Below are 15337 nucleotides of genomic sequence, written 5' to 3'. Positions count from 1 at the left end.
CGAGCGGAGTGAGCTTACGTGATCAACACCATCTTTGGGCAGCGTTATCGTGTGACAGAAAAAATCGGCACCGGCGGTATGGCCGATGTGTATAAGGCCGTCGATGAGACGCTCGGGCGTAGTGTGGCCGTGAAAGTCATGCACGCCAAATACGCCACGGATGAACATTTTGCCGCACGCTTCAGACAGGAAGCCCAAGCCGCGGCAAACCTCCAGAGTCCTTATATCGTCAACATCTACGACTGGGGCCAAGACGATGAAACGTATTACATCGTCATGGAGTACGTACGCGGCCAGGACCTCAAAAAACTCATCCAACAAAAAGGATTCCTCCCCAGCAAGGAGGTCGCCGACATCGGCCAGCAAGTGTGCGCCGCGCTCGCCGTCGCGCACGGATACGATATCATCCACCGCGATATCAAGCCGCATAACATCATGGTCACCCCTGACGGCGGCGTCAAAGTCATGGACTTCGGTATCGCACGTGCAGGCAACACCACCATGACGCAGACCGGTTCTGTTTTCGGAACTGCGCACTACGTGTCGCCTGAGCAAGCACAAGGTAAACCCCTGACGGCGGCAAGCGATCTTTATTCGCTCGGTATCGTGTTATACGAGGCAAGCTGCGGCAAACTCCCCTTCGATGCGGAGACTCCGATTGCCGTCGCACTCAAACAAGTCAACGAACAGCCTGTTCGCCCCTCGAAAATAAATCCCGCTCTCGACCCCGCTCTCGAAGCGATAATCGGGCGTGCACTTACCAAGGATCCGCGCGAACGCTACGCCACCTCAGAGGATATGCGACGCGATTTGCTAAGAGTCGCCCGTGGCATGGGTAGCACCGACAGCCCGACACTCGTCGGTGCTCCGCTGATGGGCGCGGCAGCCGGTGCCACGACCGTCATGCCGGTCGTCGGTGCGCATAACGAATATGGCAATACACACGATAACTACCCGAAGGATCCGAACATGGCCTCTAAAAAGAAGAAAACATGGTGGATTTGGCTGCTTGTTGCCATATCCATCATCGGCGCGGGAATCGGAGCCGCCTATGGGCTCGGACTTCTCGGAGGAAGTAGCATAGCCGTCCCGAATGTGGTCGGGAAAACACTCACAGAGGCCACGACCGAGCTGACCGGTGCCGGATTCGTCGTCGGTGGGACGACGCAACGCAACGACGACATCGTCGTTGCGGGCTCGATTATCAGCCAGTCGCCCAGCGCCGATACAAACGCGGAAAAGGGCGCGAAGATCAACCTGACGGTAAGCCTCGGAGCTCAAAAAATCACCGTGCCCGATGTCACGAGCCTTTCCGAAGCAGACGCACGAACGGCAATTGAAAAAGCAGGCTTCACCGTGAATGCGCAGCCTGCCGAATACAGTGACAAGGTCGACTCGGGATTCGTCATAAGTCAAAGTCCCTTCTCCGGCGAAAAAGTCACCAAGGGATCTGCCATATCCTACGTTCCCTCAAAGGGCATTAGGTCCTCAACCGTCCCGAGCGTCGTCGATCTATCGGAGGCGAGGGCGAAAACAAAACTTGCCGACTCCGGCTTCACGGTATCGGTGAATAAGACGTATAGCGACACGGTGGCCAGCGGCGTCGTCATCAGCCAAAATCCCAGTTCCGGGCTCAGCGTAAGCGACGGCTCGAAGGTGACGATAACGGTGAGCAAAGGGGCGCAGGTCGTCAAGGTCGCAGTTCCCGACGTCGTCGGTTTGACAAAGGCAGCCGCAACGAACATGCTTACTACACTCGGGTTGAAGGTTTCCTCTATCTATGAGCCCCATTCCGAGAACAACACCGTTCTCGAGCAAGATCCGCAAGATGGAGCAAGCGTCAAAAAAGGAACGACCATCACTTTGCTTATAGACGCGAAGAAGTAATTCCTCTATGCCCTCGTAGCTCAGGGGATAGAGCACAGCTCTCCTAAAGCTGGTGTCGCACGTTCGAATCGTGCCGGGGGCACCATACATACATAAAAGAACAGGCTGAATGCATTCTCGCTCTCGGCCTGTTCTTTTATTTTGTCAGGGATGCTTCAATCTTCGCAGATGCGCGGCCATGATCCTATGCCTTTTTCCAACGCAAAAGCCTTGATTCCAGTAGATTGATCAGTTCGTAGAGGACTACGCCCATCAACGCCATTGCGATTATTCCGGCAAACATCGAAGGATAGTCGATCATCCCCCACGCATTGACGATGTAATATCCCAGACCGCTTGTGCCAGCTATCGACTCCGTCAAAAACAGAATCGCGATTGCGGTCCCGGTGTTGATGCGAAGCGAGGTGAACAGATCGGGCAGCGATGCCGGCAATACAACATCAATTGCAATCTGAAGGGGCCGAGCCCCTAAAGAACGCACGCTCATAATGCTTGCCGGCGCTATCGATTTGGCGCTATCGCGAGCAGTGACGATTGTCTGAAAAAAGATAACCGTCCCGATGAGCACGATTTTCGGCGCGTCGCCGAGTCCCAACAGCACCATCAAAACGGGGAGGAACACGACTTTGGGAATCGGATAGAGCAGATAGAGAAGCGGCGCGAAAAACACATCGGCCTTCTTCGAGCGTCCGATCCAAAGCCCGAGCGGTAAGGCCAGCGCGGTGCCCGCGAGCATCGCCGCCGCGATGCGCCACAAAGAAATTGCGGCGTGCGGAAGCATGGCGGTGAACTGAGCGAAGAACTGTTTAAACGCCGCCGCCGGCATGGGAAGCGCGGGCGAATGAAGCGCCCACGAAGCAAGCGCCCATAAAAGAATGAGCGCAGCGGTCGCCGCGATATATCCACCGATTTTTCGGAGGAACGGACCGACCTTTACAGACATTTTCGCGTCGCCGATTCTACCCATGGTACGCCCCCTCGCTTTCCAGCAAAGAGCGTAAGTGTGTGCACATTTCGAAGAACTCGCGACTGTTCCGATACGCGCGGGTTCCCATTCCCGGGTTCTCGATAATCCGAGCCACACGCCCGGGGCGTGAAGTCATGAGAACGATTCTTTGACCAAGATAGATTGCCTCCTCGATCGAGTGGGTCACAAGTATTTGTGTATACGAGCGCGTATTCCATAAATCGAGCATCACGTTTTGCAGCTCTTCTCGCGTCAGAGCATCGAGCGCGGAGAGTGGCTCGTCCATCAACACCACGTCCGCATCGAGAGCCAAGGAGCGTGCAATCGCAAGACGCTGTTTCATTCCACCGCTCAATTGTTGGGGAAAATTCTTCTCATAGCCGTCAAGACCGACGACACTCAGCGATTTCCTCGCACGCTCCCGCGCGATATTCTTCGGCAAACCCGCTATCTTGAGGCCGAGCGCCGCGTTGTCGATAACCGTCTTCCACGGAAGAAGCCCGTAATCCTGTAGAATCAGCGCCGTCTCCCGGCGCGGTTTCAAGATCGGTTCGCCATCGAGGGTTATCTGCCCGACATCGGGTTTCATCAGACCGGCGATGAGCTTGAGCACCGTGGACTTTCCGCAACCGCTCGGTCCGATGAGAGCGATTGCCTCGCCTCGCTCGACCTCGAATGAAATACCGTCGAGTGCGTGAATATCGTCACCCACCGAGCTATAGGTCAACGACAAATTATGTATACTGATTTTCGCCATACGAGCATTATATGGGATAAAGTAACCGTTATGCCAATAATCTGACCGACCGGTCAATTCTCCTGCGTAATCGAACCGCCGAGCATTACCCTTGCGGTATAATGAGAAGCACAACCCACCCGATGAAGAGGATATGCGCGTGGCGACAGAAAGCCCCAAGAAAAAAAGCAAAAAAGAGCTCCTCTTCTCAGCCGCGATGAAGATTATCGGTGAACGCGGTTATGCGGGCGCTTCGGTCGATGAAATCGCCGCAAAAGCAGGCGTGGCCAAAGGTGTCGTCTACTATTATTTCGATTCGAAAGCCGCGCTCGGAGAACAACTTATAGCTTCCGGGCTTGAGCTTTTGGCCGTAAGACTCAATCGAGCGATTCTCCCGGAAATGGATCCCAGCGAAGCAATCGATGCTTTGGCGCGCGAACAGATGCGCCAAATCGATAAACGACGCGACTTTGCGAAGTTCTTACTTTCCGAAATGTGGCGCGAAGACCGCGAATGGCGGGCAACACTCGACAGCAAAGTCCAAGACATCGTTAAAATATTCGTCCGCGAAATAGAGCGCGGACAAGAACTCGGTATCTTCAGAAAAGACTTCGATATTCAATTCACCGCGCAAACCATATTCGCAACGTTTTTGGCCGGCGCTTTGAACTGGACTGTCATACACCCCGGTCTCGACCCGAACGATTTGGCCGACGATCTGGCGAAATATGCATTGGCCGGCCTCAGGGAAAAGGACCAGATATGACACGCTACCTCAAAGATGCACCCGAACTGACCGCATCGCTCGAAGATGTCCGGATCGTCTACACCGATTTGGACGGAACCCTTTTGGGGAAAGGCGGCACGTTGCTCATCGACGGGCAAGGCATGCCTTCGACTCGCACGGCAGAGACCATAGTTGCAGCCAATAAAGCCGGCCTCCCCATCATTCCGGTTTCGGGACGCTCCCGCATCCAGCTGACCGAAATCGTGCGCATGTGCGGCTGGACCGACTTCATCGCGGAGGCGGGCGCGATTCGCACCTACTATGACGGCCGCGAACGCGAGATCATCTACGATATCCCCGAGTGGAAATTCAAACTCAAGCACGGCCAAACTCCCCTCGATATCATTCGTGAATCCGGTGCCCTCGAACTCCTGGAAGAAACTTTTCCCGGTCAAATCGAGCACCATGCGCCCTGGCATGAAAACCGGGAGACGACAGACGTGCTCCGTGGCTTTGTCAACCGCCAAAAAGCACTCGAGGTGCTCGAAACGATTGCGCTACCCCTGTCGTTTATCGATAACGGGGTCATCCATCCAAAGATGCATACCCTCAAACAGAGCGACGAGCCGATTCGCGCCTATCACCTCACTCCGGCAGGTGTATCCAAGCGCCGTGCAATCGCGCTCGATCTCGAGCGAAGGAAAATCGATCCGCAAAAAGCCATAATGATCGGAGACGGACCGAGCGACATGTTATGCGCAGAAGTCGTCGGAGCGAGTTTCCTCGTCGAAAATGCGCTCCTCTCCCCCGGACTCGATAAACGCATCGACACCATCCCCAACGCTGCAATAGTCCACGGAATCGCAGGAGACGGCTGGTCGAACGTCATCTCGGAAATCCTTCTTAGGGGGAGCTTTTAAAGGACTCGAGTTTCCGCAAGAAAAAGAACCCCGCCAAAAGGGGGAACCAGAAATTCAAACCACGGAAGGCCATGGATATCGCCGTCGCGCTGATAGGCGCAACCCCGAATGAAGTGAAGATGAGCAGCATGATCGCCTCCACCGCTCCAACCCCCTCCGGCTGTGGCGAGATGACGCGGGCGACTTCGGCAAAGGCGTAGCCGGCGATAATGGCACCATAACGAAGATGGATGTTGAAACTTAAGAAGACCGCGATCAGCGAGAGGATGCTGACGACGTGAGCCGCCAGGGCAAGCGCCACCGCTTTGACGAGTTCGCCATAGTGGGAGGCGATCGACTCGGCGGACTCTATCAACTCTTCACTGATGCTTTGCGACCAATCGTCCTGAAGGCGACTCCGCATCTTGAATGTTTTCTGAACCTTGATGACGATTCGATAGACCAGCCCGAGTATCCTGACCGTCAAGTCGGGATTTTTCACGCTGAGAATCAGGAGCACCGGAGGGAGCACCGTCGGCAAGATGAACAGCAATGCGCCCGAAATCTCGTAGACGTCAAGCGATCCGACCACCCTGAGGTAGACCACCGCGAAGATCAAGACGAAAGAAAACGCCGTATAGCTGACGATCGTGCTCGCCATATAGCCGACCACGGCCTTGCTCGACGACTCCTCACGCCTCGCTGCATCATCCGCGAAAAGAACCGTCCCCGAATTGCCGCCCGTCGGCGCCAGAACGTTCATGAAAAGCGCTCCGAGTATAAGAGGCAGCAACTCCTTGATGCCCCGCTTTATTTCTACAGATCGAAACGCCCATTGCACCATTTTCGAATACATCGCGAAATAGGCCACCTGGGCCAAGGCGGCGACGAGCAACCATCGCCAATTCCCTGCGGCGAATGTATCGATCACTCTTTCAAGTTCTTTGAGGTGCGTGCCGATATAAATCGCGAAGACTGCCGCGATGATGACCAAAATGCTTTTTGTTCGTCGATTGGTCATGACATCTACTCCGAATGCTGCAACCGATTTTTTCGGTACTTCCTGTTCAGATAAGACATTTTCAAGAATTGCCAGACAACCTTATGAACGGGAAGCGCCCTGAATATATTGAACGTCATGAAAAAGTCTTCCAGGGTTCCTATAATATAATTCTTTTTTTCCTTTTTCGTCGTGGCATGAAGACCCGGCATGGGAATGCTGCGGAATGTCTTTTGCGCCTTGACTAAAGAGTCGTTCATGAGCACCTCGAGACCGTAACCGAGTAACGGCTTGCTCCAGATATGGGGGTCGAGCAAAAGTCGCTTCGAGATGGCCCGCTCCCCACTGACGAAATCTATGCCAAAGAGCTTGTAGATATGCGACGAGTTCCCTCTCATGCTGAGGGTGAAATCGACCTGCCCGTCAATCACCGGCTTGACGAGCCGCGTGATATCTTGGAGGGTCAGCCCGTTGAGATCGGCGTCGAGAAGGACAAGGATGTCGTTTTTGGCATACTCCAACCCCTTTTTCACGGCCATCGTCTTACCGAGTCTCTCCCGCCCCTCGATGACATGGACTCCGAACCCGCGCGCCACCTCCGCCGTGCCATCGGAGCAATTGTCGCACATGACCACCACATCATCGACGAGCGGGTGCTCGATGAGAACGGCAAGGACATCACCGATCCGGGTTTCTTCATTTCTCGCCGCGATGACCACACTGATTTTTTCCATGCAATAAGTATCCAAAATCGGTAGAAGGCAGGCTCGAGCAGGCTCGTCGGAAGCCGTACTTGGTTAGACACAGACAGTTATTATCCCACTAACAACGAAACGTGCCTAGCTAGCGTGTATACTCAACAAAGGTGTCTTTATCGCATGTTCGCATAAAGACCCCACCTATTCATCGAGAGACAAGGACTTCTGTGAAACCTCACAGTACCCAGCCTCGATAAGCATTCTGTTTGTCTAGCACGGTTTTTCTGCTATGCATGCGGTGCGCATCGAGGCCCAGCATAACGGAGGAGCACCGTGATTTATCTTTCCCAGATGCTCGGGAAACCCGTCATTGACGACGATGACGAGCAAATCGGAATAATCAGCGACATTGCCATCGCAACCGGCGAGGTATTTCCTCGCGTAACTGCGCTTGCATTCAAAGGGCCCGATAAAACGCCCTTCATGCTGTCGTGGCGCAAGTATGTGAAAGAGTTCACGGCTGATGCCGTATATCTCAACACATCGGCCGCCTCGATACGGTTCAGTTATCTGCAACCCGATGAGATATTACTTTCCCGCGATTTGCTCAACAAACAAATCGTCGACACACAGGGTATGAAAGTCGTTCGCGTCAACGACCTCAAGCTTTCCGATTCTAATAACTCGTTGCGCCTACTCGGCGCCGAAGTCGGTATGCGCGGACTGCTCCGCGCGATTTCACCTCGCTTCGAGAAAACCATCGCGCGCGGACTGGGATTATTCGGACAAACCATTTCGGAAAATTTAATCGCCTGGAACTACATGGATTTGCTCGAACATGACTTGAGCCAAGTGAAGTTGTCCATCACACACAAACGGCTCCATGAATTGCACCCGGCCGATGTCGCCGACATTTTGGAGCAACTTGCCCCGAACCAGCGCGCAGCCGTGTTCGCGCATCTCGACAATTCGCAGGCCGCAGAAACTATTTCCGAACTCGAAGATGAATACCAGACCGATGTCATCGAAGACCTCTCCGAGCGACGGGCTTCCGATTTGCTCGCAGAGATGGATCCCGACGACGCCGCCGATGTCATCGGAGATCTCGATTACGACAAATCCGAGCGTCTGCTTCGTTTGATGGGGTTGGAAGACTCGAGCGCCATCAGAAAACTTCTCGGGTATCGTGAGAAAACAGCGGGCGGCATCATGACCCCGGAGTTCACAACCGCGACAGAAGCGATGACCGTCGATGAAACCATAGAGCATATCCGCAGCGTCGCCGAAGAGCACGAATCCATCCATTACGTCTACGTCGTCGATGAGAAGAATGTCTTGCTCGGTGTCGTATCGTTGCGTGAACTTTTGCTCGCACCGCTCGATGACAAACTCGGCGACATTATGGAACGCGATATCTTTGTCGCCAACCCCGACGATGACCAAGAAGATGTCGCGGAGACCATTTCGAAATACGATTTGCTCGCCGTCCCCGTCGTTAACTCGAAGCACGAACTGCTCGGTATCGTCACCATCGACGATGCGCTCGACGTCTTGGAGGAAGAAGCCGAAGAGGACTTGGTCCGTGCGACGGGTCGCAGCGAGCACAAAAAAGACGACAATCCTCTTGCTTGGATCATGCCTCGTCGAAACGGATGGCTCATCGTTTGGCTCTTCTCACTTTTCGCCTGTTCCCTCGGATTATCTTTGGTAAGCGGTCATCCCTTCGGCATGGGCGATACAATCTTGTCGGCGCAAAACCCTTACGCGACCCTTGCCGTGAGCCTCTCACTGGCACTCATCGGAGTGTCCCTCCTGCCGATTTTGCTTATTATCATAGAGGAGGCGTCCATTCGCGGAGTCGACGTCCTCACCGATATGAAGGCCGAAGATCGACCGTCCACATCCAGGCGATACCTTTTCGGACTCGGCGTCGGAGCGGCCGGCGGATGCTTCGCCGGAATCATCACATTCGGCTTCGCCGATTTGCGAACCTCTGCCACTGATTTGGCGCTTGCGTATGGCGCATGCGTCTTCATAATCGCCCTCGTATGTTCTCAACTCGTCACCGCACTCGTCAATCGAGCCGTATTGCGCGACGATGAAGAAAAGCCTGTATCGCCCACCGGCATTTCAGCCATCGCCATGATCGTATGCGCCGCGCTCGTCCTTCTCAGCGGAATCGCTTTGGTATATTTCGTTCCTTCGTTTGCAACAGCACTGCTTGGATAGCCCATGGCTCACGAAGACACCACACGACAAGCAGAGGAGCCGAAGCCTTCACAGACGCAATCCTTGTCGGAACAGTCGGAACCACAGTCCACGCTGCAAGCGATAAAGTCAGCCCGTATCCCATGGACGCGCCGAATCGGCTTCATTTTCGCCGCAATGGGACCGGGCATCATCGCAGCCAGCGCGGGCAACGACGCCGGAGGCATTTCGACCTACTCGGTCGACGGCGCGCAATTCGGCTATAAGACGTTGTGGATGATATTCATCATGACGTTCTCCTTGGTGGTCGTTCAAGAAATGGCCGCCCGCATGGGCACGGTAAGCGGAAAAGGGTTCGCGGCGCTCATCCGAGAAAAATTCGGCGTCAAAGCCACCATGTTCGCCATGACGACGCTACTCATAAGTAACGCCGCGACGTCTGTCGCCGAATTCGCCGGCGTTGCTGCGGCCTTCGAGCTTTTCGGTGTCAGCCGCTTTATATCGGTCCCCATCGCAGCCCTGACGGTTTGGCTACTGGTGACCAGAAGTTCGTTCAAATATGCCGAGAAGGTTTTCCTCGCACTATCGAGCATCTTCATCACGTATATCATAGCCGCTTTCTTGGCAAAGCCTAATTGGGTCGACGTTTTTCATGGAACATTCGTCCCACAATTCGTCCCGAAAATAAACTTCGTGTTACTCGTAGTGGCGACTGTCGGTACCACGATTGCGCCTTGGATGCAATTCTTCGTGCAATCGAATATAGTCGACAAAGGCGTGACGGTAAAAGATCTTCTCTACCAAAAAGTCGATGTCATCACTGGAGCTATAAGCGCGAACATCGTCGCATGGTTCATCATCGTCGCCACGGGAGCCACGCTTTATAAGAACGGAATCGTCGTCAGCTCGGCAAAAGCAGCCGCGCTCGCACTCGCGCCGGTGGCCGGCAAATACGCAACCATCCTGTTCGCGGTCGGATTGGCCGGGGCTTCACTTCTCGCGGCATGTATTTTGCCTTTGACGGCGGCATACGCGGTGACCGAAGCATTCGGATGGGAGCGCGGAATCGACCGTTCCTTTTCCGAAGCACCGGCATTCAATTTAATATTCACATCCGAACTCGCCGTCGGCGCGGTCATCATACTGATTCCGAACGCTCCCCTGATTACCATCATGGTGATGTCGCAAGCAGTCAACGGCATTTTGTTGCCGATTCTGATGATTTTTCAAATCAAAATCGTCAACGATAAGCGTATTATGGGGAAGTACACGAATGGCAAAACGACCAACGCGCTCGCGTGGGCGACAACCGTCATAATCATCGGACTTGCTGCGGTATTACTCGTGGGAACACTCCTCCAAAAATTGGGAGTCATCAGGGGATGAATTCGGAAGCGCTCGGAATCTGAAAAGTTATCGTGCTGAGACAATAACAGCCGGGACCGATAAGGTGAAAACAATGCTAACAAAGTCTGAGCTACGTAAAGATGCACTTGCCCGTCGGCGTTCTTACGACGGCGATGCCAGAACTCGAGCCGCAAAGCAACTTTCTTTGCAACTCCTCTCGCTCCCCGTCCTGCGCTCCGCCCGTACCATTTCGGCTTATGTTCCTTTCGGCGGTGAAATCAATATCTTGCCGACATTATGCGATTTGCTTACTGCGCCCGACACTTCGCTCGAGCGCATTTTAATGCCGCGGGTATCGGGGACCGACACTCTTACCATGCACCTATGCGACCCTTCGCTCTTTTGCGGGAATCATGCCGGCAAGAGTTTCATCGAAGGCTACGGCGGAATTCTCGAACCGGAGGAAGAATGGCCCATCGTCGCCTTCAGCGAAGCGGACGTGGTCATCATTCCCGGCGTCGCGTTCGATCGTCGGCGCAAACGCATAGGCTACGGAAGAGGTTTTTTCGATCGTATGCTGCCCGCCAAGGGGGGCACCGCCACGGCTATCGGCGTTATTTTCGACGATTTGCTTTATGATGAGCTTCCCTGCGAAGACCATGACGTCGCAATGGACATCGTGGTCTCGCCCAGTGAGATAGTCTAAAACTTTCTGAATCGCTCGTATCTCTCTTCGAGCAATTGAGCCGTGCTGAGAACGGTAAGTTCCTCGAGAGTGCGCGTGAGATAACTGTGCAGGAATGCCGCGGCGGCTTTGGGATTCTCATGCGCCGGTTTCTCCCCTTCCGAGATTACCGTATCCACAATTCCCATCTCATAGGCGTCATCGGCACGCATCTTCATAACGGCAGCCGCCTCGGGCGCACGCGCACGATCTTTCCATAAAATGGAGGCGAAACCTTCCGGCGAGAGAATCGAATACACCGCGTTTTTCTGCATGGCGACGCGGTCGGACACGGCCAAGGCGAGCGCACCTCCGCTACCTCCTTCGCCGATGAGTACGCTTATCACCGGTACTCGCAATCCGGACAGAGCAATGAGATTATCCGCGATGGCGTTGCCTTGTCCGCGTTCTTCGGCTTCCACTCCGCAAAATGCGCCCTGAGTATCGACGAAACATATCACGGGACGCTCGAACTTTTCAGCTTGCTTCATCAGGCGGAGGCTTTTCCGGTATCCTTCGGGCATTGCCGAACCGAAATTACGCGCCAATCTTTCGTTGAGATTCGCACCTTTTTCTTGTGCGATTATCGTCACCGGTTGATCCCCGATCCATCCCAAACCGCACACGAGAGCGCCGTCGTCTCCGAATGCGCGATCTCCGTGCAGTTCGATGAACCCGTCGACGATCTCATCGATGTAATAACGTGCCGTCGGGCGATGAGTATTGCGTGCAAGTTGTACGCTCTCCCATGCGGGGTTCGGCGCAGACTCGACGGCCACCGCCGCATCGATGCGCGCGGCGGTAACCCCTTCTTTTTTCAATGCGCCCCTGCTCGTCGAACGTTCGAACGCGGCATCAGCCGCCTTTTCGAACGAAGCGGCTTCCATGGCCTTTTCAAACGAAACCCCTTCTTCGGCATCGAGACGACCGTACAAAAGTTTCTCCAATCGTCTCTCCGAAGCCAACTGTTTGCGCACTTGGTGGGACAACGTATGTCCCGATGCGACCGTCGGCTTGGGCATCACCTGTTTCAAGCGATTCGATACCGTCGTCAAGGCCCTTTTAAGTTGTGGCATTATGCCGTACTGCAAAGCGTTATATGTCTCCGAATCACTCGCTAAATTCTCGGATATGGCCGCATAACTTATAGCCTCCCCGTTTTCCATCGTGCATCGCGAGGAGCTCGCTTCATGGATTGCGAGAATATAGGCAAGTGTTTCACACATGTTCTTCCGCGGTACGATTACGTCGATGAGCCCGTGTTCGAGGGCGAACTCCGCGGTCTGAAATCCTTCCGGCAGACTTTGCTTGATGGTCCCTTGGATCACGCGCCTCCCGGCAAACCCGATGAGCGCATGCGGCTCTGCGAGAACGATGTCTCCCTGCATCGCGAAAGATGCGGTGACTCCTCCGGTCGTCGGATCGGTCAACACCGAAATATAGGGCAGACCGAAAGCGCTGTGACGCGACAGCGCCGCGGAGATCTTAGCCATTTGCATGAGGGAAATGAGGCCTTCTTGCATTCGTGCGCCGCCGGAAGCGGTGAATATGACAAGGGGCAGACCTTCATCGGTCGCCCTCTCGATGGTCCGGGTGATCTTTTCTCCCACCACGGCGCCCATCGAACCTAAGAAGAACTGAGAATCCATGACACAGCCGGCACAGCGTATGCCGGCGATACTGATTGCCCCGCATCTGACTCCCTCATCGAGGCCCGTCTTCTCTTGAGCAGTTGCGAGTTTCTCCGGATAGTGCGGAAACTTAAGCGGATCGAGTTGAGGGAGATGGCGAAACCATTCGACGGCACTGTCGGCATCGAACAAATCCCTGACTCGCTCCACGGATGACATACGATAATAGCCGCCGCATGCCGGACAGACGAAATGATTGGCCGCAAGGCTCACCGTGCTGAAAGACAGATTGCAATGAGGGCATTTTTTCCAAAAAGCCTCCGACGCGACCCGTCTGGCCGAACATTCTATCCACCCGCTATCGAGAACAGCGGAGGAGAATGCTCTGTATACCTTCATTCCTTTTGCGGCGGCGATGCCGAAGAAGCTGTCGACATGCGAAAGCGTCGACTCAACCAAGAGAATCGCGAGCGCATCGCATTCTTCGGCAGCCTGAAGCACGGCATAGCTGTTATTGAAGAGATTTTCGGAAAACACCTCACCGATACATATCGCATGATCGGCATAGCCCAGATATGCCTCGTCTGCCATGTCCCGGGTGAACACCACCCCGACATCGAGACCGACACTCTTGCACGCGAGAATGCCACGCTCGGCTTCCTCCCCGCGCGCAACCAGTAGAACACGAGGAGCGCCCGCGCGTTGCAGATAGAGGGCGAGTGCGGCGAGGTTATGCGATATCTCGACCGAGTTTAAAATCTTGGAATCGCTCATCTCAATGAACCTTACGACTGCGAGCTATCGAGTACATATTTTTGCACTGCCGCGGCGCAGCGCTCTCCGTTGACGCTCGCCTCGACCTCGGCGACGCACATCCGAGACGACGACTTCACGATGTGCGCCTCGAGGCGCACGGTATCTCCCGGCAACACCTGGCGACGAAACTTCGCCTTATCGATGCCCGTAAAGAATCCGATACTACCCGCTTTATCCCGTTCGACCAAAATACAAAACGAAGCCGATTGAGCCAAAGCCTCCATGAGCAACACGCCGGGAAACACCGGATGGGTTGGAAAGTGCCCGACAAAGAGCGGCAAATCCGCATCTATGTCGAGTTCGGCCACGATCGATTCACCCGGCACGCACTCTTTGACACGGCTCATCCACAGGAAGGGATCGCGATGGGGCAACACCGCCTCAATCGTTTCTTTCCCGCATGGATACTCGATGCTTCTCATAAAAATCCCCTACCCTTCGTATGCCTTGATGGCAAGCGATGCGTTATGGCCGCCGAATCCCAATGAGTTGCTCAATGCGACTTTTTGCGGATAGTTCTTGAGCGGCTCGGTCAATACACGCACAGGACATTCGGGATCTGCTTGAGAAAACCCGGTTGTGGCAGGAACACAATCGTTGACAACGGAAAGCGCGGTGACGATCGCTTCTACCGCTCCGGCGGCGCCGAGCATATGACCGGTGCTGCCTTTGATGGAAACGACCGGAATGTCATGCCCTTTCTCACCGCAAAGACCGATGAGCGCCGCCGATTCTGCTTTATCATTCGCCGAGGTCGAAGTCCCGTGTGCATTCAAGTGACCGATATCATCAGGCGTCAGACCCGCCTCGTCGAGCGCTTGGCGCATCGCACGAATCACGCCTTCTCCGGTAGGCTCCGGCGACGTCATATGATACGCGTCACCCGTCGAGCCGAAGCCGGCGATTTCGGCGATGATGTCCGCGCCACGTGAAAGTGCATGTTCGAGCGATTCGATGATCAAGGCACCGGCGCCTTCTCCGGCGACGAATCCGCTGCGCCGCACGTCGAAGGGCATCGAAGCCTGCAGCGGATCGGTGCTCTTGGTCAGAGCCCCGAGATTTGCGAATCCGGCGATTGCCACCGGGCTGATTGCCTCTTCGGTCCCCCCGACAAGTGCGGCATCGAGATATCCATGGCGAATGCTTCGATAGGCCTGTCCGATATTGTGTGTGCCCGTCGCGCAGGCGGTCACCACATTGAGACACTCGCCCCGCAAGCCGTAACGAATCGAAAGGTTTCCCGCCGCCATGTCCGAAAGCATCGTGGGAATCAACAACGGGCTGACGCGCCTCGGACCTTTATCATGCAAAGTTCGACAACCATCCTCGAAATCTTCCAGGCCTCCGATGCCGGAGCCGAAAATGCATCCGATACGTGCGGTGTCTTCCTCCTCGAAATCGAGTCCCGATTGCGCCACCGCTTCATCGGAGGCGATTATGGCGTATTGGACGAACCGAGCGAAACGACGGGCTTCCTTCTTCGAAAGTCCGAGCTCGACGGGATCATACGCGGGAATCTGCGCGGCGACTTTCACACTGAACTCACTCGCATCGAACCGCGTCAGTTCACCGATGCAGCACTCCTTAGCCATGACTTTTTCCCACATGACATCGACGCCGGCGCCGGCGGAAGAAATCGCACCCATACCGGTGATGACCACACGATGGGTCCCGTCGGAATTGCACATATCGTTTTG

Annotated in this window: 13 protein-coding genes and 1 tRNA gene; 7 read left to right on the top strand and 7 right to left on the bottom strand. The window is 54.8% G+C overall.

The window, feature by feature from the left end; all coding sequences use genetic code 11:
- Window positions 1–18: 18 nt before the first annotated feature.
- Both pknB and JJE36_02170 read left to right on the top strand, forming a co-directional pair.
- The gene (pknB, locus tag JJE36_02175) at window positions 19–1887 is read left to right on the top strand and encodes a Stk1 family PASTA domain-containing Ser/Thr kinase (protein MBK5211115.1); all 1869 of its coding nucleotides are present in this window, start codon (window positions 19–21) and stop codon (window positions 1885–1887) included.
- Window positions 1888–1896: 9 nt separating this feature from the next.
- Window positions 1897–1972 (top strand) — tRNA-Arg (locus JJE36_02170).
- A gap of 99 nt (window positions 1973–2071) precedes the next feature.
- Here the strand turns inward: JJE36_02170 and JJE36_02165 are convergent.
- Together JJE36_02165 and JJE36_02160 are read right to left on the bottom strand one after the other, a co-directional pair.
- A complete protein-coding gene (locus JJE36_02165) occupies window positions 2072–2830 on the bottom strand; it encodes an ABC transporter permease (protein MBK5211114.1) in 759 nt (252 codons plus the stop codon).
- Window positions 2831–2846: 16 nt separating this feature from the next.
- Window positions 2847–3611 carry an ABC transporter ATP-binding protein gene (locus JJE36_02160; GenBank protein ID MBK5211113.1) on the bottom strand — a complete coding sequence of 255 codons (765 nt, stop codon included), beginning with the start codon at window positions 3609–3611 and terminating at the stop codon, window positions 2847–2849.
- Window positions 3612–3750: 139 nt separating this feature from the next.
- Between JJE36_02160 and JJE36_02155 the strand changes: the two genes are divergently transcribed.
- The gene (locus tag JJE36_02155) at window positions 3751–4356 is read left to right on the top strand and encodes a TetR/AcrR family transcriptional regulator (GenBank protein MBK5211112.1); all 606 of its coding nucleotides are present in this window, start codon (window positions 3751–3753) and stop codon (window positions 4354–4356) included.
- Window positions 4353–5237 carry an HAD family phosphatase gene (locus JJE36_02150; GenBank protein MBK5211111.1) on the top strand — a complete coding sequence of 295 codons (885 nt, stop codon included), beginning with the start codon at window positions 4353–4355 and terminating at the stop codon, window positions 5235–5237. The genes JJE36_02155 and JJE36_02150 overlap by 4 nt, the downstream gene beginning before the upstream one ends.
- Here the strand turns inward: JJE36_02150 and JJE36_02145 are convergent.
- The gene (locus tag JJE36_02145) at window positions 5221–6237 is read right to left on the bottom strand and encodes a flippase-like domain-containing protein (GenBank protein MBK5211110.1); all 1017 of its coding nucleotides are present in this window, start codon (window positions 6235–6237) and stop codon (window positions 5221–5223) included. The two genes, JJE36_02150 and JJE36_02145, sit on opposite strands and share 17 nt — an antisense overlap.
- A 5-nt stretch (window positions 6238–6242) precedes the next feature.
- Window positions 6243–6950: a glycosyltransferase family 2 protein gene (locus tag JJE36_02140; protein ID MBK5211109.1), complete on the bottom strand. Its 708-nt coding sequence runs from the start codon at window positions 6948–6950 to the stop codon at window positions 6243–6245.
- A 297-nt stretch (window positions 6951–7247) separates the two neighbouring features.
- On the opposite strand from JJE36_02140, the gene JJE36_02135 reads away from it, so the two are divergent.
- The 3 genes from JJE36_02135 (at window position 7248) to JJE36_02125 (ending at window position 11175) form a co-directional block, all read left to right on the top strand.
- Window positions 7248–9143 carry a magnesium transporter gene (locus JJE36_02135; GenBank protein MBK5211108.1) on the top strand — a complete coding sequence of 632 codons (1896 nt, stop codon included), beginning with the start codon at window positions 7248–7250 and terminating at the stop codon, window positions 9141–9143.
- 3 nt (window positions 9144–9146) lie between these two features.
- Window positions 9147–10508 (top strand): Nramp family divalent metal transporter, encoded by a 1362-nt coding sequence (locus tag JJE36_02130; protein ID MBK5211107.1) that lies wholly within the window; start codon window positions 9147–9149, stop codon window positions 10506–10508.
- A 73-nt stretch (window positions 10509–10581) separates the two neighbouring features.
- Window positions 10582–11175, top strand: a complete 594-nt coding sequence (locus tag JJE36_02125; protein ID MBK5211106.1) for a 5-formyltetrahydrofolate cyclo-ligase — start codon at window positions 10582–10584, stop codon at window positions 11173–11175.
- On the opposite strand, the gene JJE36_02120 is transcribed toward JJE36_02125, so the two are convergent.
- From JJE36_02120 to fabF, 3 genes are read right to left on the bottom strand one after another with little or no spacing between them, the layout of a single operon-like run.
- Window positions 11172–13598 carry an acetyl-CoA carboxylase carboxyltransferase subunit alpha gene (locus JJE36_02120; GenBank protein MBK5211105.1) on the bottom strand — a complete coding sequence of 809 codons (2427 nt, stop codon included), beginning with the start codon at window positions 13596–13598 and terminating at the stop codon, window positions 11172–11174. The genes JJE36_02125 and JJE36_02120 overlap by 4 nt on opposite strands.
- 11 nt (window positions 13599–13609) lie before the next feature.
- Window positions 13610–14062: a 3-hydroxyacyl-ACP dehydratase FabZ gene (gene fabZ, locus JJE36_02115; protein MBK5211104.1), complete on the bottom strand. Its 453-nt coding sequence runs from the start codon at window positions 14060–14062 to the stop codon at window positions 13610–13612.
- Window positions 14063–14071: 9 nt separating this feature from the next.
- On the bottom strand, window positions 14072–15328 hold the full coding sequence (gene fabF / locus JJE36_02110; GenBank protein ID MBK5211103.1) for a beta-ketoacyl-ACP synthase II: 1257 nt from the start codon (window positions 15326–15328) through the stop codon (window positions 14072–14074).
- Between the last annotated feature and the right edge of the window lie 9 nt (window positions 15329–15337).

The organism is Coriobacteriia bacterium (genome assembly GCA_016649875.1).
In the GTDB taxonomy this organism is placed as follows: Bacteria; Actinomycetota; Coriobacteriia; order WRKU01; family JAENWW01; genus JAENWW01.
The sequence above is the reverse complement of the archived record's forward strand: the minus strand, read 5'-3'. Positions and strand labels throughout refer to the sequence as shown.